The following is a 22846-nucleotide window of genomic DNA, read 5'->3' as shown; positions in this document are numbered from 1 at the left end:
TCTATAAAGACTGTTTAGGGTTATCAGAACATAATTTTTTTACTCAGCACAGAAATTTGTTGTTAAAAGCACTTACGCGTAACAAAGATGTTGATGTACAATATTATTTATGTGACAAAGGCTTTGATGTTGATAAAATTCGAGATAAAACAGATGCAATTCTGCTCTATGAAGATCAAAACTTCTGGGCAAACTGTGTTCCAGACGAGTTGTTAGGAATAAAAAATTCGAATATACCGGTGATTGTCAAAATTGGTGATCCGTGGGATGCAACCAAATATGATGTAAAAGCAAGCCAAGAAAAATACAAAATAGATGGATATTTTGGAACATATGCCTCGGATTTTTTTTACAAGTATTATCCAAAAAACTTCAACTACAAGTGCATTTTATATGGTGTCGAACCATCATTATATCAAAATGTTATTCCTTTTGAAGAGAGAATAAAAGATAAAATTCTGAATTCTGGTGCAGTTGCAAGCACCAAACTTACCAATCGTATATTTGCCAAACTGACAAAAGGGGAGGGAGACCCAATCAAACACTACAAACTAAGAACTATGTGCAATAGCCTTCCATATGTTGATTATACCACAACGCTTGGGCATGAATATGTTGGCGACAAGTACCCATTATTACTTCAGAAATACGCTACAGCAATAGCTGCCACTACTGATATCTATACTATGAAATACTTTGAAATGCCTGCGGCGGGATGCCTCACATTCATGGAAATAACAGACAAAAATTATGGAAAAAATTTAGGTTATAGAGATGGCGAAAATGCAATATTTATCAATGAAAAAAACTATAAAGAAAAATTCCAAGAATATCTGTCTGATATTAATAATCCAAAATGGAAAGAAATGGCCAATCTTGGAAGGGATCACGCGATGAAAAATTTTAACAATGATAAGGGCATTGAATCGCTAGTTGAATTAATAAAAGAATTTAAGTGATTTATTCAGACATAAAAAATCAATATATCTGTCTGATCTTTTTATCCAATGATGAACATACATCTTCGATCCTGTACTAGAGATGATTGGGATATTATTCTAGATTTACGAAATCAATTCTATCTCGGATCGTTTATTCTTCAAGATAGGCCTCTTACAAAGAAAGAGCATTATGAATACATGGAAAAACAACTGACAAATCCACATTTTCATCAGTGGATGGCGATAATGGATAATAATGTGGTAGGTTACATACGAATTCTAGACTTAGAAATTAATATCTTGGTTGTAAAAGAATATCAAAATAAGGGGGTTGGTACTAAAATGTTGCAACTACTTGAAAACGAAGCCAAAAAATTGAATATAAAAAAACTCAGAGGCTCAGTAAGAGCAGATAATCTAAACAGTAAACAACTTTTTGAAAAAAATAATTATAAATTAAAAATGTACTGGTTTGAAAAAGAACTGGACTAATACTTTTTATCCTAGGCACAAATCATCTTAATATTGTTACAAAAAAAAATTATTTTATTATTATTCTTAATTGTTATCAGCTCTTTTTCTTACGGAATTATTGTTGGCACTTTCAAAATTCCTCCTTATGAAATTTTAAATGTACTGTTCGATAAGTTACAAGGCAAAGAAGATGACTATCCAATACTTGATACATACGTTGAATTTGATATAGCGTCAATAATTCACATTACAAGCGAACAAGATATCCTCGAAAAACGTGCTAAATTAATTAATTATGTCTTTAAAGATAACGAAACATTTCTTACTAAAATTCCGGACAGTATAGAATCAAACATAGTCGATGACAGATATTCTGACATGGAAAATTTAGAACGTATAGATAGATTTTCAATTCTTATGGAGTATGGAGTAAATTCTTATCCTTATCTATTTTTGGCCAAGGACGGTAACAACAAGCTTGTCGTTTATCATCAAGGTCATGATGGCGACTTTGTTAAAGGTAAAGAAACAATTCGGACACTACTGCAGAACAAATATTCGGTTCTAGCATTTTCGATGCCTCTGACAGGACAAAATACTAATCCTGTAATCGAGTCGGAACATTTTGGTAAATTCAAACTTGTTTATCATAACGACTTGCAATTCTTGGAAACTGAGAATTTTTCACCCCTCAAATTCTTTATTGAACCAGTATCATCATCGCTTAACTATTTAGATCAACAATATGATTTTGAGCACTATTACATGATGGGCATATCTGGAGGTGGATGGACGACAGGAGTGTATTCGGCTATAGATCCCAGAATAGAAAAAAGCTTTCCGGTAGCAGGAACGGCTCCAATGTTTTTGCGATTCAATAATCCAAAAAATATGGGTGATTATGAACAAACCGTACCGAAATTCTATATGATAGCCAATTATTTGGATCAATACATAATGGCTTCATACGGAGATGGAAGAGAACAACTACAAATCTTTAACAAATATGATCCCTGCTGTTTATCTGGTGATCAATACAAAACTTATGAAGATGAAATACAAGGCATTTTATCGCAGCTCGGCAAAGGCAACTTTTCCATATTTATAGATGAAAATAATCAATACCATTCGATATCTTCGATTTCGCTTGATAAGATAATCCAAATGATGGATGCTAGTTAGTCTTTTTCTGTCAATTATTCTTTATTGGATCAATGACACACTTGCTATTTTTTAGGCATATTTGGATAGGGCGGAAACGAGATTATCTCCCTTATGGATAATCCAAGTTTTTTACATCATTAACATCTCTTGCCCTCTCATGTTATACGTGGTGAAAAAATAACATTTTGATTTTTGAGTCTGATACATAACGCTACCTTACGTCTTAAACGGAGAAAGTAAAATTTACTTATTAACCATCTGTGTTAGAATCACGAATTTTCATCCATTATCCCCTTAGCTACGATCTGATGTCGTTGTAATTGTAAATTGATATATGTCAACATAAGACTGATCTATGTTGACTTCAAAACATTATGATCTTGTAATGGGGTTGGGAGAAATTGGCATTCCTATACTTAAAGTACTTAAAAAATCAATCCAGGCAATAGGTTTTGATATAGACCCCCAAAAAATGGATCAGAAACATTATGAAACAGTCAAAGATAATCCTATATCATTAATCCACTTTTGTATTCCATACACTGATAATTTTGAGAGCATAGTGATCAAGACTGTAAAAGAAAAGAATCCTCAGGGGATAGTTATTCACAGTACAATCAAACCTTACACAACAGAACACATACAAAAAGCGCTTACCATACCTGTTATTTACAGTGCTACAAGAGGCGTTCACAAACGAATGATCAAAGACCTGCAGCGTTATACAAAATTCTATTCAGTTTATGATTGGGCTCCTAATGCAAAATGGGTAATCAAAACATATTCAAATAGAATGAAAAAAGCGGGAATTAAAACAAAAAGAATGTCAACACCATTGACACTTGAGCTTGCAAAAATACTCATAGACACTTCATACTATGGATGGCTGATTAATTATGCCCAATTAACTAACATGATAGCGGTAGAACACAAAGTCAATTATGATGAGATGTGGACTTTTTCTGATGAGATTCATAAATTCCTAGGCAACCGGCCCAAGATGTTTCCTGGGTTCATAGGAGGACACTGCGTTCTCCCAAATCTGGATTTAATGCATGACAAAACACTGGATTTAATTAAACAAATTAATGATAACTATAAAAAAACTTTGAACAATAAAAAATAGATACTTTAATTATTTTCTTAATTGAATAATACTGAATATTTTTTTTTACAGTTGTTTCTAAGATATTTAATCAATATGTACCACACATTTTATTTTTAATTTTAAAATGTTGTGATATGCTGATGCACAAAAATGCAATCTGATTACTTGTAGCTAAATTGTTCATAGTCAATTTTGAATATTTTTACATGATATCCATATCCATAATGAGCAGAGTCGTATGTTTTGATCAGATAAGGGTATTTTTCCTCGTGTAGGTAAACATCTTTTAAGAAATCTGGTCTTTGCTCATTATTGTCGATAATCAACCCTGTTAATCCTGATTTTTTGTTACTTTCAATAAACTCTTCTAAATAACTAAAACCGTCTGTAGAAACCGTTAATGGCGGTACAACAGAACTGCTTAATGATGGAAATTCCTTGTTTGTGATGCTAGCTGCTTTGAGAAACTTTGATTCTGGATAATAGCTGTTGACAACGTTGGCACTTTTAACAACCTCTTGTGCAACAGCATACGCTTCCTTTTCGTGCTCAATATCGATTTTCTTTAATTCCAAAAATATTGTGGATGAGATAAGGATTCCTGCTAAAATAACGATTAAGATAACTTTGTAACTGCGGTCTCTTTTCCAGATCTTTTCTAGCAAAAATAATGATAAAACCGAAAAAAACGGAATAAGAACTAGCAGATATCTTGGTTCTTGTATCTGACGTGCGTATGCATAAAATGCGGGCAGCGATAAAACAATCATAGAAAGAAATAATGACATCTTTCTATGATGACGATGTTTGACAATCAAAAAAACACCATATGGAACAAGAACTACAAAATATGGGATCATTATCCATCCTAGATATTTAATAAAGCTCTCAGATCCAGAAATGATAAACTGCGATAATCCGTTCTCCTCATTTATTGCGATGCTATTGGCAACTAAGACTCCGCTGACAACATGACTAGTCAGTCCGTCATCTCCAGTACTTTGTATTCTTAGATACAAAGAAGGCAATAGAACAACGATAAAAATACTACATGCAATTGCGTATTTGGCAAGAACTCTTCTCTCTTTTCTGTATCTTGTAAAAAAAACAACTGTCAGTACACCAAAGAACAACAACCCCTCGTATCTTGTAAGACTGGCTAGCGCACCCATGGCAAATGAAAGATAAACGATTTTCTGATTATTACTATGTAGAAATGCAAAAGAGAGGGCAATTAAGAAAATGTATAGCGGATCAGATATGCCAATTAGAGAATTTTGTACCGTGTGTGGCTCTAACACAAAAACTGCGGCTCCCAGTAATGCAATTTGTTTATTAAAAAATTTTCTACAAATCAAATAGACGGGTATTATGGTTGATACTGATACTGAAACGCTAATCAGTCTCTGTAATGTCATGTAGTCCATAAAATTATCAGAATGAAAAACCGTAAAGAAAAACGACAAAAGAGTAGGCCAACCGGTATTGGGAAAATTGTAGTTGTCTGGAAAGTGGCCTAGAACATTCGTATCTATTGCATACCAGAAGTATGATACTGCGTCAAGTGTGATGGGTACATCGTATGGAAAATAAACTAACCTTAGAGATAGCCCGGCTGCACCTATTATGGTGAGGTATAGTATGATGCTCTTACGCGAGTCCTCCAATCTTTCCATTTTTACCGTGCTCAATTTAGTTCCATCCACTTTCCGAACATTAAATCTGCTTATTATTGTCTACGGCGAATTTTTTCTTTGAGTGATTCTATCAATGATGAAAAATGAAATGGTTTGAATACAAACTGAAATAACAAACGCTGTGGCTATTCCATTTATTCCATAAATGTCTCCTAAAATCAGAATTAGTGTGACTTGTGTAACAAGATACGTTCCTGAGGATATTAGCACAAACTTACTTTTTTCCATCCCTAGAAACTTTGAAACAAAAGTCATGTTTATGGTAGAGGGGATTATGGATAGGCTAACTATTTGAAATACCTGTATGGCGTCTATAAATTTAGGAAAGAACGTTGGGATTACTATTGGCGATAGGGTTATTCCGAGTACTGCCATTCCTACCGATAGTAAAATTGTAATTTTTTTGAGCTTTTTGTTGGAATTGCCTGCTGCATCTTGTGGTAGGATAAATTTGAAAATTATGCCCGGCAGCATCTCCAGAATGGAAAGCAGCTGTATTCCCAACTGATAGTTTCCAAGTATTGCAAAACCTAGTAGTGGAGCTATAATCAACTTGTCAAGCTGGCCACTAAAGGCGCCTGACAAATTCAGTATGTAATTGTGAGTGATGAATCCGGCTCGTTCTTTTAGCAATGAGAAATCAATCTTTGTTTCTTTAAATCCCACGTAAATTCGAGGAAGATAAACAAGAAATGCGAGCCCAAGACCAAGAATTATTCCGTTCAAACCAATCAAATGGTAAAATCCAACTGATAGACCTATCATCAGTATGCGCTGGGCGATGAGATACTTTGAGTAGCTTTTGTAGAGTTTTTTCCCTAATATCTCAGCACCCGCCAATCCAAAAACAATCGCACCTAACACATATGCACTAATTCCATAATTAGAAAAAATGGCAAAAAGAATCAGCATTGCCACGGCTGCCAAAACTAACGAAATAAAATAAACGGAGGATTCCAATCTTACATTTTTTGCGGTGTACACTATCAGGGTGTTTCCAGCCCCGGTGAGCGACAGTGTTGATGCTATTCCGGCAATTGCCAAAAAATAGCTTAACTGTCCATAGTTTTCTGTCCCCAATAATGAAGCCAAGTAAAGCCAAAAAACTGCTGAAATGGCGTTGCCTATGACATCCGTGGTACCAATTATTGTTAAACCCCTCAATCCTGAAAAATTTCTAATATTATCCCAAGAATTCATAATTTACAGATATTGTTCCATGTGAGATAACTAGCTATTTTTCTCTCTTACAACGTTGACTAGCGAATAAAGCATTACTGCAGTCATTAGAAACATCAAGCCAAACAGCGTTGAGCCTATTGCGATTAGTGCTAAGACAGGTGGAAATACGCCAAACTCTGTAAAGTATTGTATGGTCCACACCACGAAAAAAAGTCCAATTACCAGAAAACACAATCCAGGTACACCATAGAACTTTAAGGGATGTTCTATTGATACAAACTTCATTGTACTTAGGATCACTGATACTCCATGAGAAACTGGGTGATGAGTGGATGTGTCTCCCTGATACAAAATTTTGATTGGAACTTCCTTTATTCTAAATCCCTTTTTGCTTGCTTTAATTAGAATCTCTGTAGATACTCCCATGCCGTGTTCTGATGGCATTATATCCGATAACACCTTTCTTGCATATGCTCTGAATCCACTTTGAGAATCAGTTAGCTTGATGTCTGTAGAAACATTTGTGAGATTTGTTATCGTCTTTATGCCTATTTTCCTATATGCTGGCATGTCTTGATCATCTGCATCAAGAAATCTTGAACCAATAACCACATCTGCTTCGTCTTTTATTAGCGGCTCAGTTACTATTTTGATATCTTCAATTCTATGCTGACCATCTGCATCAAAAGTTACTAGAATATCTGCATCAAGATCCATAAATTTTGTAAATAAACTCTTGATGGCAGCACCATAGCCAATGTTTTTTGCATGATTTACAACTATTACTCCCATGGCCTCAGCAATAGCTCCAGTCTGATCAGAGGAGCCATCATTACAAACAATAATCTGTGTGCTTACTTCCTTTAACTGAGTGATGATCGAAGCTATGTTTTTTTCTTCATTATATGCCGGTAAGCCTATTACTATCTTCAAATTTTTTCTGCACTGTTTTCAAAAAACAACGAATATTAAAGTTATAGACTAATTTACATGTCAAATTTGTAATTTTTATGCATTATATTGCAATCTGTCAAGAATTCATTATTTTTATTATGCAATCAATGACAAAATCCTGCTGCTTTTTTGGCATGTTTGGATAGAATGGCAGAGAGATTATCTCCTCGTACAACTGTTTTGAATTTTTCATTTCATCTTTACTGCTCTTAAATTTATTGAAGGCAGTAAACTCATGTAGTGGTTTGTAATGAACGGTGGTCTTAATCCCATACTGTAGTAATTGACTAAATAATTTATCTCTTGAAATATTGCCATTTCTTTCTACTCTCATTATGTACAAGTGATATGCATGGTCATTGCTTGCTGAAGAATGCGGAGTTATCAACCCACTAACATGTTTCAATCTCTTATTGTAATATTCAAAAACTTTTTTTCTTAACGCATTTAATTTTTTTATCCTCTTAATCTGGCTTAATCCTAAGGCTGATCTTATTTCATCTAATCTGTAGTTATAACCTGATTCTATCATGTCATAATCCCAAGGCTTTCCACTGGCATATCTTTGTACCAATGTTTTTGTTAATCCGTGGTTTCTTGCTGACATGACATACTCTGCGATTTTTTTGGAATTAGTTATAATCATGCCACCCTCAATAGTAGTAATATTCTTAGTCGGATAGAAGCTAAAACAACCCGTACTACCAAAATTTCCAACGTGTTTTCCATCATATTGCGCTCCTATCGCATGAGCGCAATCCTCAATTACTGCAACATTATTTTCTCTTGCAATCCTAGATATTGTGACTATGTCGCAGACCTTTCCTGCAAAATGAACAGGAAGAATTGCTTTTGTCCTCGGGTTAATCTTTTTTTTGATTGAATCAATTGAAATATTCATGGTTTCTTTTTCTACATCTGCAAAAACCGGCACTGCTCCACTTAGTACAACTGCATTTGCAGTAGCTACAAATGTCATGTCTGGAACAATTACTTCATCTCCTTTTCCAATTCCGAGTGCCTTAATAGACAAATGTAGGGCAGCAGTAGCATTTGATACCCCTATGGCATATTTAGCGCCTGTAAGTTTTGCAAAAGCAGATTCAAACTGGCGTAATTTCGGACCGTCGGTAAGTAAATGAGAGTTTAATGCGTCTGTTATTGCTTTTTTATCTTCCTTAGTTATCCAAGGCACAAAAAAAGGCACATTACTTTCTGATTTGGATATGTCACGTGCTTTCATACTCTCTGAGATAAAGAAATGATCTTATTAACTATCTGTGAGAGCTTGCTGGTAAACTCTCAGAATGTTTTCTGACATTGTTTTTGAATTACAAACTTGTTGAACCATGCTATATCCAGCATTACCGTATGCAAGTCTCAATTCTTCATTTTTCAGTAGTTTTAAAATGGCTTCTGCTAATTGCTTGTGATTTTCAGGTTCTACTAAAATTGCATTCTCACCATCTTTGATTGTGTATGGTATTCCATGTGCCGTCGTACTTATCGTTGGTTTTTTAAATGCAAATCCTTCAAGAGGAGTTAGCGGTGAAAGTTCCCATCTTGATGGCAATACCAAAAACTGGCACGCTGAATATGCTGCCAAAACATCTTCTCTTGGAGGTTTTGTGATTACAATTACACTATCTTTAATTTTTAATTCTTCTATCAATTTGTACATTTCTGACTCGAAACCAAAATTCACTCCCATTATCACAAGTTTTGTATCGCTCTCTATGTTGTCCTTGATTGACGCCCACGCTTGTAATAAAACATCTATTCCTTTGACCTTGTTGAATCTACCAAGAAATAGGATAAAATTATTTTTTACTTTATATTTGTCCCTAAAATCTATCTTACTTTGATATATTTCATCTAGACTAATGCCATTTCTGACAACTTCAATTTTTTTGCTTGTAGTATATTTGGAAAATATTTCTTTTTCATATTCATTTGGAACAATGATCTTTGTTGCCTGATTCACTATAAAACTTATTATGGGGACTTGTATCTTGTACATAATTTTTTTCATTAGACTATTTTTTTGCAGGTCTGGGTGGGTGTTAAGCCCTCCCTGATCTGATATTACTAATGGAATTTTATATTTTTTTGATATCAATGCGGCAACAAGTGATTGAAAACTTCTGATTCCTATTGTATGAATTATGTCCACCTTTTCTTTTTTCATCTCAAAATACATTCCCGGGTTAACATAGAACAGCTGGTATGAAAGCCAGACATGGGCGCGATTTATTGTAAAACCGTGAATGGACTCTATTTTTGCGAGATCTCTATTGAATGTATTTGCATTGTTGGCAAAATCCAAATCTGTGGTAAATATGATGACCCGATGACCGTTTTTTGCAAGTTCTCTGGCAATATCTACACAAAGAAACATAATTCCACCAAACTGTGTTGCAGGCAACGATGCAGGACAGGTGAGTGCTACTTTCATTTGAATACAATCTAGTCTGTGATCTTGGTTTTAATTGCTTTTTTATCAAATACTGTCATTTTACCAACAACTTTATCTAAACTGCATCTTTGGAAAATAAATCATAGAGATGAATAAACTGTCATTTTTGGCCAGTCTTTTGGCCTACACAATAGCAAATCCAAAGATAGGTAGGCAAATACTACAAGCAAAATACCAATCTTGGCAAGATTCCAAGCACTCGGCGTCCAATTATGCAGAAAAAAAATCACAACTTGATGACATAATTAAAGCGCTTTTTCCAGAATCTTCATACTCGATTGCAGATTTTAGGAAAGACGCCGCCAGACTACAAGTCCATGCTAGTGATTTTTTTAACAAATTAAAAAATGAATCATACCCTTCAAAGAAAAAACCATATCCATTAGAATATACCCTTGACAATAACAGTGGCCTTTTCCTTTATGCCTTATGTAAAATCGTAAAACCAAAAATAGTGGTAGAAACTGGCGTCGCGTACGGACTTAGTAGCATGTATATTTTACAAGCACTGTTTGAAAACAAAAAAGGCACACTTTATTCGATAGATTCTGTATTTTCGCCATGGCAATCAGAAGAAATGATTGGTTCTGCAATACCGTCGCATCTTTGTGAAAACTGGAGATTAGTTTTTGGATCCTCATCAGAAAAGCTAAAAGATACTTTGTACTCTCTGGGTTCTCTGGATGTGTTTTTTCATGATAGCTTACATACCTACAAAAATATGAAATTTGAATTTGAAACGGCATGGCCTTTTGTAAACAAGGGTGGTTTTTTGATATCAGATGACATTTCAGGAAACAACGCATTTAGCGATTTTTACTCAAAATTGAGTTTGGAGCCTTTCATATTGCCACAAAATGAAAAGTCATTTTTGGGTATACTAAAAAAACCATAGATTATCTTTTCTTTGCGTACAAAAAGCCAATACTGGGTAAAATATTTCTTATATCTACTATGTATGATGACAATCTTAGTTTTTTAATCATGTCTTGTAGCAGTTGTGGTCTGGTATCTGCAAAATGATACTCAATACACATCTTGTTTATTTTATCAAAATACTGTGTTGATAGTGAATCAATTATTTTGTATTCTTCTCCCTCGCAATCGATTTTTAGGAAGTCGCATCTTTCTAATTTGTTTGAAACAAAAACATCTTGCAAAGAAAGTGATTTTGCCTGTATCTGTTTTGATCCTGTAACATGCATACTATGTCCCGATTCATCTTCATTCAAGTAAATGGTGACAATACCAGTATTTGTTGAAACAGCTGCATTGGTGGCAACAACGTTTCTAATGTTGTTGATCTCCAAATTCATCTCTAACAAATCAAAGTTTTCTTTTACTGGTTCAAAACAGTAGATCTTTCCATTTTTGCAAAATTGAGATGAAAACAAGGCAAACAAGCCAATGTGTGCACCAACATCGATTACAATGTCGGCATCTCTTATTTCAAAACCTGGCTTACCATATTCATGTAGCAGCCACACATGCGTAAATGCCATGAGATCAGTCGAATTTACTCTGAGCTTTATCTTGACACCATTTCTTGTTTCCAGAATAATATGCTCATTTTTGACTAGGTTAAGGTATAATGCAACATAAAGATGCCAATTTTTAATTGTCTTGATGGCCTTGATCAAAATTCTTGCCTTTTCAAGTAAACTTGCACTCAACTAAGCATCGTATACCATATTTCATTAAATAGATAGCGTAAGATGAACATGAATTTTTAACTAACCGTTAACGTGTTTACATTTATGAAAATCATGATTACAGGCGGCGCAGGTTTTATTGGAAGCCATCTTTGTGATGAATTTCTAAGAGATAATCATCAAGTAATTGCTCTAACAAGAAATGAATCAAAACTTGATAATATATCACACATTCTTGATAGAATGACACTGGAAAAAGTAGACGTTACCGATTTTGCCAGTTTGGGTAATAGCATTGAAAAAAATAAACCTGATGTGATAATACATCTTGCAGGAGAAACATCACACTCAAAATCATTTGAGAATCCATTGTATGACATAGACGTGAATGCAAAATCTACCTTATTCATACTGGAAAAAATCAGAACCTTAAATCTCAAATGTCGATTCATTCTAGGCAGTACTTTCATTGTAATAGGACGTCCAACCGAACTTCCAGTAACCGAAGAGACTCCTTGTAATCCAACTACAATATATGGAGCAAACCGTCTGACAAGTGAACATTATTGTACCATCTACCATAATGTGTATGGAACAGACACACTAGTTTTCCGTATTACCAATTCGTTTGGCCCAAGAGAACAATATGTGGCAAACAAAAACGCAATCAATTTTTTAATATACAAAGCATTCAAGGGTGAAGAAATTACAATTTTTGACAAAGGGAACTTTTTCAGAGACATCGTTTATGTTTCAGATGTAGTGTCTGCAATAAAGACATTAATGCAAAAGGGGCAGTCTGGAAACATATACTGGATCTCGTCTGCAACAAAGACATGGTTTTATGAACTGGGAGACTGGCTCAAAGATCTTACTAATTCACAAGTAAAATACGTAGAATCGCCCCAGTATACCAAAAAAGTCGATGTTGGAAATTTCCTTGTCGACAATTCTAAGCTGAAATCTCTAGGGTGGGACATAAAGACTCCAATAAAAGAAGGAATAAAGAAAACTCTGGACTACTTTACGTCACAAAACAAGTGATGCGAGACATCTACGATGTTTGTTCCATAAATCGTTCAAATGATGTAAATTTGAACTCGTTGATCAATTTGTCCATTTTTAAAAAAGCCTTATCCAGATTATGATATGTGATGAATCTATCCACAAAAGGTAGTTGAATCTTGGGCATAAATTCGGGAGTTAGCTCCCACGAATGAATGTAAAATGTGGCAGGAGCATTCTCTTTGTTACAGTTCCTAATTGCCTTTTTGATAATTCTTAATGGGAGACACCTTAGATAAAACCCACCTCCTGCCGGAATTCTTTTCCCAAATATTGTTGTAGTGAGCAGAGGAAATTCTAATATTTTTCCGCCAGGATCGCCCCCTTCCAATTTCCCACTTGAAATTTTGTATGGTTTTGTTTCGGCATTAGCAATTCCGTATAACTTGGTTTTTGCTGGAACAATACTGCTATCGTATTGGTAATTATTTTTAGCCAGTATATCGATTGCCCACGATGTGTAATGGCTCATTGAAAAGGTTGGGGCTCTAAATCCGCGCGACTTTCCTTTGGTTAAATCCGCAAACCTCTTGATCTCTTCATCAAATTTTTCTCTAAAATTTGGTGCATCTAGCCTCGTATGATGCATTGTATGAAATGCAATCTCATGTCCATTTCCCAGTATTTTGTCTAACAATTCAGGTTTTGATTCTAGTAACTCTCCAACCGTGAAAAAAGTAGCAAAGGTATCATTTTTTCTTAACCAATCAAGTATTTTGTCTATGCCTTGTACTACAGTTGGTTTGTTGTTTTTGTCTGTTATATGACGCTGAATTAGTTCTGGATGAAACCAATCCTCAAAATCAATACCTAACAAATTCAACTTATGTCACCACAAAATATCATAATGTGACCAATCGAAATTCTAATGATCAATCTTTTTTACTACCCGTGCCGGATTTCCTACAGCAACGCAATAATCTGGAACATCTTCAGAAACTACACTGCCTGCACCTATCATCGAATTTTCGCCAATTGTGACACCGGCAGTTATTATGCATCCTGGGAATAACACTGCACCCGATTTGATATTTACAGGATCAATTTTTCTTGGATATTGTTTTTTTAAAAAAAGATTTGCAGTTGGATTGGAATGTGCAAAAATCAACGTGTTGCTACCAATTGTGACATTGTTCTCAATTTTTACTAGTTGTGGATACAGTAAATCTATTAGAACATATGGTGATAAATGGCAATTTTTTCCTATTTTGACTCCTCTGGATCGTTGCATTTTAATCGCAAAGCCGGAATCTGGTGATAAATATGCAAGAGAATGTAATATCCACATTCGTAGAAACTTGAGTCGTAGCCTTATCTTCCCAAAGCTTCCTTGCAGGCCATAATATTCCAAAATTTCTGCTTCATTTGTAGAAAAAGCATCCAATTCATCTTTCATGAGTATATATTGCATAAAGTGGAACTCTTTGTCTAAAACCTTTCTGAGGAATCGCCCTGAGTCGTAATAAATAATTAATACAAATGCTTATTGAGAAAACACAATACAGCGAATTATGACCATTGAACAAAAATTATCGTATTATATCAACAAAGCCAGCGAGCTTACAGGAAGAACTTTTGGGAAAAAAATACGAATAGGGATTCTTTGCAGCTTTACTATCAATGGTCTTGAAGAAGCCATGCGAGTAAAATCTGCAGAAAAAAATATTGACTGTATTACATACGTGGGTGGATATAATCAATACAACCAGGAAATTCTAAATCATGAAAGCAATGTGTACAAATTTTCTCCCGACCTCACATTTTTGATCGTAGATACAAGAAACATTTTAGGAAATCTTTTTCATTTCCCATATTCCATATCTGCATCAGAAAGACGAAGTTTTGTCGAAAAAAAGGTAAAAGAAATACAAAATCTGGCTAACGCTTTTACCAGTAAAACAAAATCAAAATTGGTTATAGCGAATTTTCCTCTTCCAACATATTCACCACATGGAATATTTGAAACAAAAACTGAATATGGCTTACATAAAATGATTGAAGATCTTAATAGTAGGTTGATTGACTCTTTTGCAAACTCTGACTCTATTTACATTTACGATTTCAATGGGTTTGTTTCACAGTATGGTGAAGACAATATTTTTGATTACAAGCAGTTTCTCTTTGGCGACATGAAAATCTCACTTGACTACATCCCGTATTTAGCAAATGATTTGATAGGATATGTAGTCGGTCACTTAGGCCTTTCAAAAAAATGCATCATATTGGACTTGGATAATACACTGTGGGGAGGAATAGTAGGCGAAGATGGATTCAATGGAATTAGATTGGGACCAGAGCCACCCGGAAACTCGTATTTGGAATTCCAACGAGTCTTGCTTTCACTTTATCAACGTGGAATAATTCTTGCAATAAACAGCAAAAACAACTATGATGAGGCGCTGAAGGTCATAAAAGAGCATCCGTACATGGTTCTTAGAGAAGAACATTTTGCATCAATTAGAATAAACTGGAATGACAAGGTATCAAACATGAAAGAAATTGCAAATGAGCTGAATATAGGAGCAGATAGCATGGTGTTTTTTGATGATGATCCAGTAAACCGGGAATATATGAGGATAAACATGCCGCAAATTCTGACCGTTGATCTACCGCAAGACCCATCACAATATGCACAAACCATTAAAAAAATGAACGAGTTTAGTGTTCTAAGTATAACGGATGAAGATGCACAACGAGGAAAAATGTATCTTGAACAGCGCAAAAGAAGTGATCTTGAGCAGTCTGCCCCAGATCTGGAAAGTTTCCTGAAAAATTTAGATCTTAAAGTACTGATAAAAAACGCCAACGAGTTTACAATTCCAAGAATATCTCAACTCACATTAAAGACAAATCAGTTCAACCTTACAACAAAACGATATCAGGAATCCGACATCAAAAAACTCTCTGAAGATGACAGGTATGTTGTTGGGTGTGCACAAGTGACAGATAAATTTGGTGACAATGGTATTACTGGAGTCTTTATTGTGCGCAAGGAAAATCCCAAAGAATGGTTTATCGACACATTTCTTTTAAGCTGCAGAGTCATGGGAAGAGAAGTGGAAAAAGGAATCCTCGGATACATCATAAATAAAGCAAAAGAAAATGAAATTGAGCGAATAAAAGCGCAATTTATTCCATCGCAAAAAAATAAACCAATTGAGGAGTTTTTACCAAATTGTGGCTTTCAAAAAGATGGAGATTATTGGATTTATCAGTCAAAAACACAATTTACAATTCCGGACTTTCTCATGGTTAGTGTTGAATAATGTCAAAGAAACTATATGATCTTGTAGCAAAGGTGATGAATGTACAATCTTCTACTATTAATGACGAATCAGGACCTGAATCCATTGAGAATTGGACATCTTTTAAGGGCTATGTTCTGCTTTATGAGCTTGAGACTGAATTCAAGGTAAAGTTTACAATTAATGAAGCAATGGACGTAAAAAAAATAGCCGATATCAAAAGACATCTCAAAAATCACGGGGCAATTTTAAATGACTGAGCAGCCTACATCGTACAAACTTGATGATATCGAAGTTGGTCAAAAAGTAAAGTTTACCGTTACTATGGACGAATCAATGCTGGATGGGTTTGCTAAAATATCTGGCGACTATAATCCACTGCATATGGATCAAGTATATGCAGCAAAAACCTCGTTTGGAAAAAGAGTGTGTCATGGAATGCTGCTTGCATCTTTTTTCTCAAGACTCGTTGGAATGCATCTTCCTGGTCAAAATGCATTGTATTTTTCACAAACATTGAACTTTCAATTGCCTTGTTTTATGGGAGATATCGTAACAATTGAAGGACAGGTAACTGACAAGAGTGTCTCGACAAAAATAATAACGATCAAAACCTCTGCATATAATCAGCTTGGAAAGTGTCTCGTTGATGGACTTGCCAAGGTTATAGTACGAGAAGACTCGGAATAGTGTTTTATTATGTTAGAAAAAATTGGTATCGGAATCGACATCGCGGATGTGGATCAGTTTAAAAAAATACCGTATTTGACCAAACCGAATTTTTATAAGAAGTTATTTCTCCCATCTGAAATACAATATTGCTTAAAGTACAAAAACCCATATGAACACTTTGCTGGAAAATTTGCAATTAAAGAGGCAGTAAAAAAAGCAATCGATGACCGAATATCTATGCTGGATATTGAAACATCTTATTCCAAATCTAAACCGGTTGTAAATCTAAGAGGAAATAATAAAACAAAATACTCCTTTCTAATATCGATATCTCACGAACAAAAACTTGCAATAGCAATGGTAGTTTCTGAAAAATTATCTAGTTAGGATAAAATTGAACGCTTGGCTCTCTTGCTAAGCCTAGATATAATCGAGTTGAAGGTATTGCTGCCTATTTGGCCTGAAACATTTTTTGGAACAAAAATCTCGTCAGGAAAAAGTTTTATCAGTTCTTTATCTGGTACTGTCTTTTTTTCTTCTAATTCCTTGTATCGATTCTCAATGTACTTCCGATTTCTCTTAATATCCATCTCTGCTCTTATCTTTGCCCCGAGAAACCCCTTTGACAGATAGAATAACCAAACCATCATTTCAACTAACATCAAAGATATTTTCATTTTTTTATAAGTATGCATAGAATAATGGGTTAACAAACAATATCGTCTGTTCCTTTCAAGCCAAAAGAATTTTTTTGAGCTCCATTTTAGACTATAGCTTTCTACATGATAAATCATCGCAGATGGTACATAGTATGATTTTATGCCCATTTGTGCAGCCCTCCAACCCAAATCAAGATCATCGTGATACAAAAACAAAAATGAATCTAAAAGACCAATTCTTTTGAGTACATTTGCTGATGTAAACAGGCAGGTACCGGATGCATAGCCTATTTGTTCTATTTCACTATGTTGGTTGCTATCTAAAACACCTTTGTCTCGCGCAAAACCAAAGCCAAACAAATGAATCATGTTTCCGGTACTCTGTATTACATTTTTTTCATAAAGTGAAAGTATCTTTGGCTGATAAAGTCCCTCTCCAACTTCCCGGTATGCAGAAATTAATTCTTGCAACCATTTTGGAGAAACTATTGTATCTGGATTAAGAATTGCTATGAAATCGCCGGCTGCTTGTCTGATTCCTACATTATTTCCCTCACAGTATCCAAGATTACCTTTGTTTTCTATCAAAACTATGTTGGGAAATCTCTCTTTACATCTTAAGTGACTGCTGTCTGTTGAAGCATTATCTACAACAATCAACTCTATGTTCGTATAGTCTGTTTTAAACACGGATTGTACGCAATCCAACAATAAATCACCTGCATTGTAATTTAGAATTATTATGCTGACTAATGGCTTGTTTTCTGACAATTTAAAGTGAAATCTTCGTTCCTTCTCCTAAAAGAAATATCTTGCTGTCGGTATTATCGGTCATCGTAATCTCTGAATTAAAAGCAATGATGCTATTTTTTATTTTAAAATCTCCATCAATGTTACACCCTGACATAATAATCGAGTTTTCAATGCTACATTTTGATAATTTTGAATTATCCCCAATGCTGATGTTTGGACCTATTGATGCTGCATCAATCACACATCCTTTACCTATGATGACAGGTCCGATTATCTTTGAATTGTTTTTAATTATAGTTCCTTCCCCAACCATAATGTTGCCCATAGTTGATACATTGTCTTCTTTTATTCCATGAAAGTAAGGCTCTGTACTCCTTAAGATAACTTCATTAGCATGAATTATGTCTTGAGGCGTACCGGTATCCTTCCAATAATCTGTGACCATGTTGTAGATGATCTTATGCCCCTCCTGCAAAAGCATCTGCAAAGCATCAGTTATCTCATATTCATTTCTCCAAGATGGTTTTAGTCTATCAATTATGCCAAATATTGTTGGAGTAAGAAGATAGATTCCAGTTACAGCAAGATTTGTAGGTGGATTCTTTGGTTTTTCCATAATCTTTGTTATAATGCCGTTTTTTACATCCGCAATTCCAAATTGTGTAGGATTATTCACTTCGCACAATAAAATGGATGCAGTGGCGTCTGTTTGTTTAAATTTTGAAACATACTCTACAATGCTTTTTTTTAATATGTTATCTCCCAAAAAAACAACAAATTTATCATTTCCAATAAATTCCTTGCACAATCGTATTGCATGAGCGATGCCTCTGGGATGATCTTGGTTGACATATGTTATCTTTGCACCAAAATTTTCTCCGGTCCCATAGTATTCCTGAACTTTGTTTGAGCCTATGCCACCAATAATTATCGCAATATCGGAAATTCCAGCATCAACTAGTGATTCCAAACAATATTGTGACATTGGCTTATTTGCAATTGGTAAAAGCTGTTTTGGACCTGTATGAGTAAGTGGTCTTAATCTGGTTCCATGACCACCATGTAAGATTATTCCTTTCAATTGATATTCAAGATCCTAATTATCTTATCTAGTTTTCCAAGAAATCGTCTTGATCTCTTTTGATGGGATATTTTTACGCCACTTTTTGTTTTCAAGATACCATTCTATTGTATGTTTGAGCCCTTCTTCAAAACTATGTGATGGTTTCCAGCCTAGATTACTGGAAATTTTACTTGAATCTAAACTATATCGAAAATCATGGCCCGGCCTATCATTTGTAAATTGGATGAGACCTTTTGGTTTCTTCATGATGCTTAGGATTTTTTTTACAATTGTCAAATTATCGATCTCATTTTGGGCTGAGATGTTGTACGACTCGCCTTTTTTTCCTTTAAATAAGACACGTAAGATTGCGTCACAGTGATCTAGAACAAATATCCAATCTCTGATATTTTTACCGGTTCCATATATTGGGATTTTTTTATTTTTCTCTGCAAGTAATATTGTTTTTGGAATAAGTTTTTCCGGCGACTGTCGTGGACCATAATTGTTAGTGCATCTTGTTATAATTGCATCGCAATCGTAAGTTGTTGTGTATGATTTAACCAATGTTTCAGCTGATGCTTTAGATGCGGCATAAGGACTGGAAGGATTGAAAGGAAATTTTTCGTGTGCACTTTGGGATTTGAGGCTACCAAAAACCTCGTCAGTGGATATCTGTATGAGTTTTTTCTTGTGTTTTCTTATTGCTTCAAGAATAGTGTAAATACCAATTATGTTAGAATCTATGAATGGGCGAGGATTTACGATGCTCCTATCGACATGGGATTCGGCTGCAAAATTTATTACAACGTCTACTCTTGAGACTAATCTTTCAACTAATTTTTTATTGGTTATGTTTCCTTTAACATATGAATAATTCTTAATTTTTAACTCGTTAAGATTCTGCTTATTAGATCCTGGTAAGCAAGCATCGAGATTAATGATGCTAAAATCAGAATATTTGTCAATTATTCTTAAAATAAAATTGCTTCCAATAAATCCCAAACCACCTGTCACTAAAACCCTCATTTTATTACGTTGCCTCGTATGTGTTTGATCTTTTGATCATTAATTACCTTTCAGGCAAACACACAAAAGTGTAACGAATTTAATAACATGACTCGTATTGATAACTTATGCAAAACAATACTGTAAAATCTATCAAATTAGAAAAACATGATACAAAAGATACCCGAGATGGACATGTTAATGGTTCACTTACTGTCATTTGGAGAGATTGGGATAACATAATCGAATCTGATCCTAAGATGGTTTATGCCTCGTCGGTAAATCCAGGAGAAATTAAGGGACCTCATCTTCATACTAAACGAAATAGCTTCTTTGTTTGTATAAGGGGAAAGGTGGTCTTTGTCGTTAAATGTGAAGATGGAAGTTATCAGGAAATCGAGTCAAGTGAAGATAGTCCTATTTTGGTCACAATTCCTAAGGGAACTCCGTCTGCACACATTAACATTAATGACAAAAAATCTATCGTCTTGGCACTAGCTGATATTGCATGGAGACCTAATGACAATGAAATGATTAATGTTGAATTTAATGATTATAATTGGAAAAAGTGGAGCGAGAAGTAACACTTAGGTCAACATAGTAACAGTCTGTAACACACTATCACAACGTTCACCTTTAATTCAATGTGTTTTTAATATTTCTAATTTCCAAATTTTTAAATTTGCATGATTATTGTGTATTTTGTTGGATTTTTTTCAAGGTAATACAGACAAGATCTTTGTTATAGCAGAAGCTGGCTCTAACTGGAAATGTGGAACATATGAGGAAGATCTCAAACAAGCGCTCAAGTTAATACAAATAGCTTCTGACTGCGGGGCTAATGCAGTTAAATTTCAAACCTTTCGCTCTGAGACAACATATGTTCATAATGCGGGGAAAAGTGACTATCTTGATAAAAAAGGAATTTCAGTGGAAATTAACGAGCTTTTTGAAAATAACGCGATGCCCTATGAAATGATTCCGGAACTCTATAATTACGCAAAGAAAAAAAACATACTTTTCATGTCAACCCCTTTTTCTGTTAGGGATGCAAAAGAAATTAATCCGTATGTATCAATACACAAAGTTGCCTCTTACGAAATTAACCATGTACGATTATTGGAATATCTTTTACAAACAAACAAACCTGTAATTGTTTCGACAGGTGCAAGTACCTATGATGATATTGATTTTGCTGTTAATATTCTGAAAAATTCCAAATCATCTGTGTCCTTACTACAATGTACCTCATGTTATCCATGTCCGATTGAAGCACTTAATCTGTCAACCATTCCAAAAATAAAATCGCGTTATAACCTGCCTGTGGGTCTTTCAGATCACAGTATAGATCCAATTGTTGCTCCTTTGACAGCTATTGGCTTAGGAGCTACAATAATAGAAAAACATTTTACAATAGATAAAACATTATCTGGACTAGATCATATGTTTGCCCTTAGTCCTGATGAACTTAAACTCATGATTAGTACAATACGCAAAGCAGAACTTGCAAAAGGACATGGTGAAAAAATAATACTTCCAGAAGAATTGGAACTAAAACAATTTGCTACACGCTCATTGCAAGCGCTGACCAACATACAAAAAGGTGATTTGCTAGTGGAAGGCATTAATTTTGATGTTCTAAGGCCAGGTAATAGAGTTCGTGGTCTTGATGCTAGATTTTTACAAAATGTTAACGGAAAAAAGTCAAAAGAGAATGTCTTAAAAGGAGATGGAATAATTCACTTTGAATAATTTTTCATATGCTGAAGACTTTCGAATATTGTAAGAATAAAACATGATTAAATTAAGAATTAATATAGTACTTTTGTGATAATATCGTGGAAATTTGGCCTAATTTTTTTATTGTTGGAGCTATGAAATCTGGAACTACTTCTCTTTACTCCTATCTAAAACAACAGCCTGGGATTTACCTGCCAAAAGAAAAAGAGCCTGCTTATTTTTCCTCCATTCCTGGAGGACTGAATCCCAAAAGATCTCTTACAAAAGAGGAATACTTGGATTTATTTAAAAATGTCAAAGATGAAAAAATAATCGGAGATGCAAGTGTTCAATACTTGAGAGATCCACTCTCCCACGAAAAAATTTACCGACAAATCCCTAACGCAAAGATCATAATTATGTTAAGAAACCCCGTTGATAGAGCATACTCTCACTATCTATCAAAATCAATTGAATCTGGAATCTCCATCAGTGAGGAAATCCACAAAGATGCGGAAAAATTAGATGAAATGAATCTAGAACATGATAATCCATTAGTATATGGTTTATACCATAATCAAGTAGACCGGTATCTGAAAAAATTTGGCTCGCATCAAGTGTTAATATTAATTTATGAAGAGTTCTTTAATGATATTAATTATCATCTCGGAAAGGTTTTGGAGTTTTTGGGAGTACCTAATATGGTAATTAAAACTGTAAAAAATGAACGATATAATGAATACTATACCCCTAACCCAATCACGATGAAATTTCTCAAAAATCCACTAATAAAGAGAATAGGATACTCTCTTCTGCCTGAACGTATTAGAACATCAACATACAAACGTTTGAGGGATCTGAATAAAACTAAGCCAAAGTTGAACGAATCTGATAAAAATTTTCTCATAGAATTCTATAATGATGATATTAAGAGACTACAACAACTTCTGGCTAGAAATTTGCCATGGACTTCATAATTTTGTAAGATGGGTTATATCGTGCTGCGCTTTCTAA

At 34.5% G+C, this 22846-nt stretch carries 24 protein-coding genes; 13 read left to right on the top strand and 11 right to left on the bottom strand.

Annotation, left to right across the window (positions count from 1 at the left end):
• The first annotated feature begins 59 nt into the window (after nt 1–59).
• The 4 genes from NKMY2_RS01325 (at nt 60) to NKMY2_RS01310 (ending at nt 3705) form a co-directional block, all read left to right on the top strand.
• Nucleotides 60–959 carry a hypothetical protein gene (locus NKMY2_RS01325; protein ID WP_157832411.1) on the top strand — a complete coding sequence of 300 codons (900 nt, stop codon included), beginning with the start codon at nt 60–62 and terminating at the stop codon, nt 957–959.
• A gap of 48 nt (nt 960–1007) precedes the next feature.
• A complete protein-coding gene (locus NKMY2_RS01320) occupies nt 1008–1433 on the top strand; it encodes a GNAT family N-acetyltransferase (protein ID WP_042683784.1) in 426 nt (141 codons plus the stop codon).
• Nucleotides 1434–1466: 33 nt separating this feature from the next.
• The gene (locus tag NKMY2_RS01315) at nt 1467–2597 is read left to right on the top strand and encodes a hypothetical protein (protein ID WP_042683783.1); all 1131 of its coding nucleotides are present in this window, start codon (nt 1467–1469) and stop codon (nt 2595–2597) included.
• A gap of 340 nt (nt 2598–2937) precedes the next feature.
• Nucleotides 2938–3705: a hypothetical protein gene (locus tag NKMY2_RS01310; protein WP_238549731.1), complete on the top strand. Its 768-nt coding sequence runs from the start codon at nt 2938–2940 to the stop codon at nt 3703–3705.
• A gap of 143 nt (nt 3706–3848) precedes the next feature.
• Here the strand turns inward: NKMY2_RS01310 and NKMY2_RS10145 are convergent, their stop codons facing one another.
• From NKMY2_RS10145 to NKMY2_RS01285, 5 genes are all read right to left on the bottom strand, one after another.
• The gene (locus NKMY2_RS10145) at nt 3849–5105 is read right to left on the bottom strand and encodes an ArnT family glycosyltransferase (RefSeq protein WP_157832409.1); all 1257 of its coding nucleotides are present in this window, start codon (nt 5103–5105) and stop codon (nt 3849–3851) included.
• Nucleotides 5106–5423: 318 nt separating this feature from the next.
• Nucleotides 5424–6548, bottom strand: coding sequence for an oligosaccharide flippase family protein (locus tag NKMY2_RS01300; protein ID WP_052347442.1), 1125 nt, complete (start codon nt 6546–6548; stop codon nt 5424–5426).
• 66 nt (nt 6549–6614) lie between these two features.
• Nucleotides 6615–7499, bottom strand: coding sequence for a glycosyltransferase family 2 protein (locus NKMY2_RS01295; protein ID WP_042683780.1), 885 nt, complete (start codon nt 7497–7499; stop codon nt 6615–6617).
• A 97-nt stretch (nt 7500–7596) separates the two neighbouring features.
• The gene (locus tag NKMY2_RS01290; RefSeq protein WP_052347441.1) at nt 7597–8763 is read right to left on the bottom strand and encodes a DegT/DnrJ/EryC1/StrS family aminotransferase; all 1167 of its coding nucleotides are present in this window, start codon (nt 8761–8763) and stop codon (nt 7597–7599) included.
• A gap of 27 nt (nt 8764–8790) precedes the next feature.
• A complete protein-coding gene (locus NKMY2_RS01285) occupies nt 8791–9975 on the bottom strand; it encodes a glycosyltransferase family 4 protein (RefSeq protein ID WP_042683779.1) in 1185 nt (394 codons plus the stop codon).
• 139 nt (nt 9976–10114) lie between these two features.
• Between NKMY2_RS01285 and NKMY2_RS10140 the strand changes: the two genes are divergently transcribed.
• Entirely contained in the window at nt 10115–10891 is a 777-nt protein-coding gene (locus NKMY2_RS10140) for a class I SAM-dependent methyltransferase (RefSeq protein WP_052347440.1), read from the top strand.
• A 1-nt stretch (nt 10892) separates the two neighbouring features.
• Here the strand turns inward: NKMY2_RS10140 and NKMY2_RS01275 are convergent, their stop codons facing one another.
• Nucleotides 10893–11669: an FkbM family methyltransferase gene (locus NKMY2_RS01275; protein WP_042683777.1), complete on the bottom strand. Its 777-nt coding sequence runs from the start codon at nt 11667–11669 to the stop codon at nt 10893–10895.
• An 84-nt stretch (nt 11670–11753) separates the two neighbouring features.
• Between NKMY2_RS01275 and NKMY2_RS01270 the strand changes: the two genes are divergently transcribed.
• Nucleotides 11754–12692, top strand: a complete 939-nt coding sequence (locus tag NKMY2_RS01270; protein WP_042683776.1) for an NAD-dependent epimerase/dehydratase family protein — start codon at nt 11754–11756, stop codon at nt 12690–12692.
• 10 nt (nt 12693–12702) lie between these two features.
• Here the strand turns inward: NKMY2_RS01270 and NKMY2_RS01265 are convergent, their stop codons facing one another.
• Nucleotides 12703–13536 carry a polysaccharide deacetylase family protein gene (locus NKMY2_RS01265; protein WP_042683775.1) on the bottom strand — a complete coding sequence of 278 codons (834 nt, stop codon included), beginning with the start codon at nt 13534–13536 and terminating at the stop codon, nt 12703–12705.
• 42 nt (nt 13537–13578) lie between these two features.
• Nucleotides 13579–14109: an acyltransferase gene (locus NKMY2_RS01260; protein WP_042683774.1), complete on the bottom strand. Its 531-nt coding sequence runs from the start codon at nt 14107–14109 to the stop codon at nt 13579–13581.
• A gap of 115 nt (nt 14110–14224) precedes the next feature.
• Here NKMY2_RS01260 and NKMY2_RS01255 point away from each other — a divergent pair, with 115 nt between their 5' ends.
• The 4 genes from NKMY2_RS01255 to NKMY2_RS01240 are packed head-to-tail and all read left to right on the top strand — an operon-like array spanning nt 14225 to nt 17017.
• Nucleotides 14225–15979 (top strand): HAD-IIIC family phosphatase, encoded by a 1755-nt coding sequence (locus NKMY2_RS01255; protein WP_042683772.1) that lies wholly within the window; start codon nt 14225–14227, stop codon nt 15977–15979.
• The gene (locus tag NKMY2_RS01250) at nt 15979–16218 is read left to right on the top strand and encodes an acyl carrier protein (RefSeq protein ID WP_042683770.1); all 240 of its coding nucleotides are present in this window, start codon (nt 15979–15981) and stop codon (nt 16216–16218) included. The genes NKMY2_RS01255 and NKMY2_RS01250 overlap by 1 nt, the downstream gene beginning before the upstream one ends.
• Complete coding sequence (locus NKMY2_RS01245; protein ID WP_042683769.1) at nt 16211–16648, top strand: MaoC family dehydratase; 438 nt, start codon at nt 16211–16213, stop codon at nt 16646–16648. The genes NKMY2_RS01250 and NKMY2_RS01245 overlap by 8 nt, the downstream gene beginning before the upstream one ends.
• Nucleotides 16649–16657: 9 nt before the next feature.
• Nucleotides 16658–17017 carry a holo-ACP synthase gene (locus NKMY2_RS01240; protein WP_042683768.1) on the top strand — a complete coding sequence of 120 codons (360 nt, stop codon included), beginning with the start codon at nt 16658–16660 and terminating at the stop codon, nt 17015–17017.
• Here the strand turns inward: NKMY2_RS01240 and NKMY2_RS01235 are convergent.
• From NKMY2_RS01235 to rfbB, 3 genes are read right to left on the bottom strand one after another with little or no spacing between them, the layout of a single operon-like run.
• Nucleotides 17014–18060, bottom strand: a complete 1047-nt coding sequence (locus NKMY2_RS01235; RefSeq protein WP_042683767.1) for a glycosyltransferase family 2 protein — start codon at nt 18058–18060, stop codon at nt 17014–17016. The genes NKMY2_RS01240 and NKMY2_RS01235 overlap by 4 nt on opposite strands.
• Before the next feature lies 1 nt (nt 18061).
• Entirely contained in the window at nt 18062–19123 is a 1062-nt protein-coding gene (locus tag NKMY2_RS01230) for a glucose-1-phosphate thymidylyltransferase (protein WP_042683765.1), read from the bottom strand.
• A 24-nt stretch (nt 19124–19147) separates the two neighbouring features.
• Complete coding sequence (rfbB, locus tag NKMY2_RS01225; protein ID WP_042683764.1) at nt 19148–20134, bottom strand: dTDP-glucose 4,6-dehydratase; 987 nt, start codon at nt 20132–20134, stop codon at nt 19148–19150.
• A 107-nt stretch (nt 20135–20241) separates the two neighbouring features.
• Between rfbB and NKMY2_RS01220 the strand changes: the two genes are divergently transcribed.
• The 3 genes from NKMY2_RS01220 to NKMY2_RS01210 all read left to right on the top strand — a co-directional run bounded on the left by NKMY2_RS01220 (nt 20242) and on the right by NKMY2_RS01210 (nt 22809).
• On the top strand, nt 20242–20697 hold the full coding sequence (locus NKMY2_RS01220; RefSeq protein ID WP_042683763.1) for a WxcM-like domain-containing protein: 456 nt from the start codon (nt 20242–20244) through the stop codon (nt 20695–20697).
• Between the two features lie 121 nt (nt 20698–20818).
• Nucleotides 20819–21865, top strand: a complete 1047-nt coding sequence (locus tag NKMY2_RS01215; RefSeq protein WP_042683875.1) for an N-acetylneuraminate synthase family protein — start codon at nt 20819–20821, stop codon at nt 21863–21865.
• An 86-nt stretch (nt 21866–21951) separates the two neighbouring features.
• Nucleotides 21952–22809: a sulfotransferase family protein gene (locus NKMY2_RS01210; RefSeq protein ID WP_076613359.1), complete on the top strand. Its 858-nt coding sequence runs from the start codon at nt 21952–21954 to the stop codon at nt 22807–22809.
• Nucleotides 22810–22846: the final 37 nt, after the last annotated feature.

The sequence above is a fragment of the Candidatus Nitrosotenuis chungbukensis genome, from assembly GCF_000685395.1.
GTDB classification, from domain to species: Archaea; Thermoproteota; Nitrososphaeria; order Nitrososphaerales; family Nitrosopumilaceae; genus Nitrosotenuis; species Nitrosotenuis chungbukensis.
The sequence above is the reverse complement of the archived record's forward strand: the minus strand, read 5'-3'. Positions and strand labels throughout refer to the sequence as shown.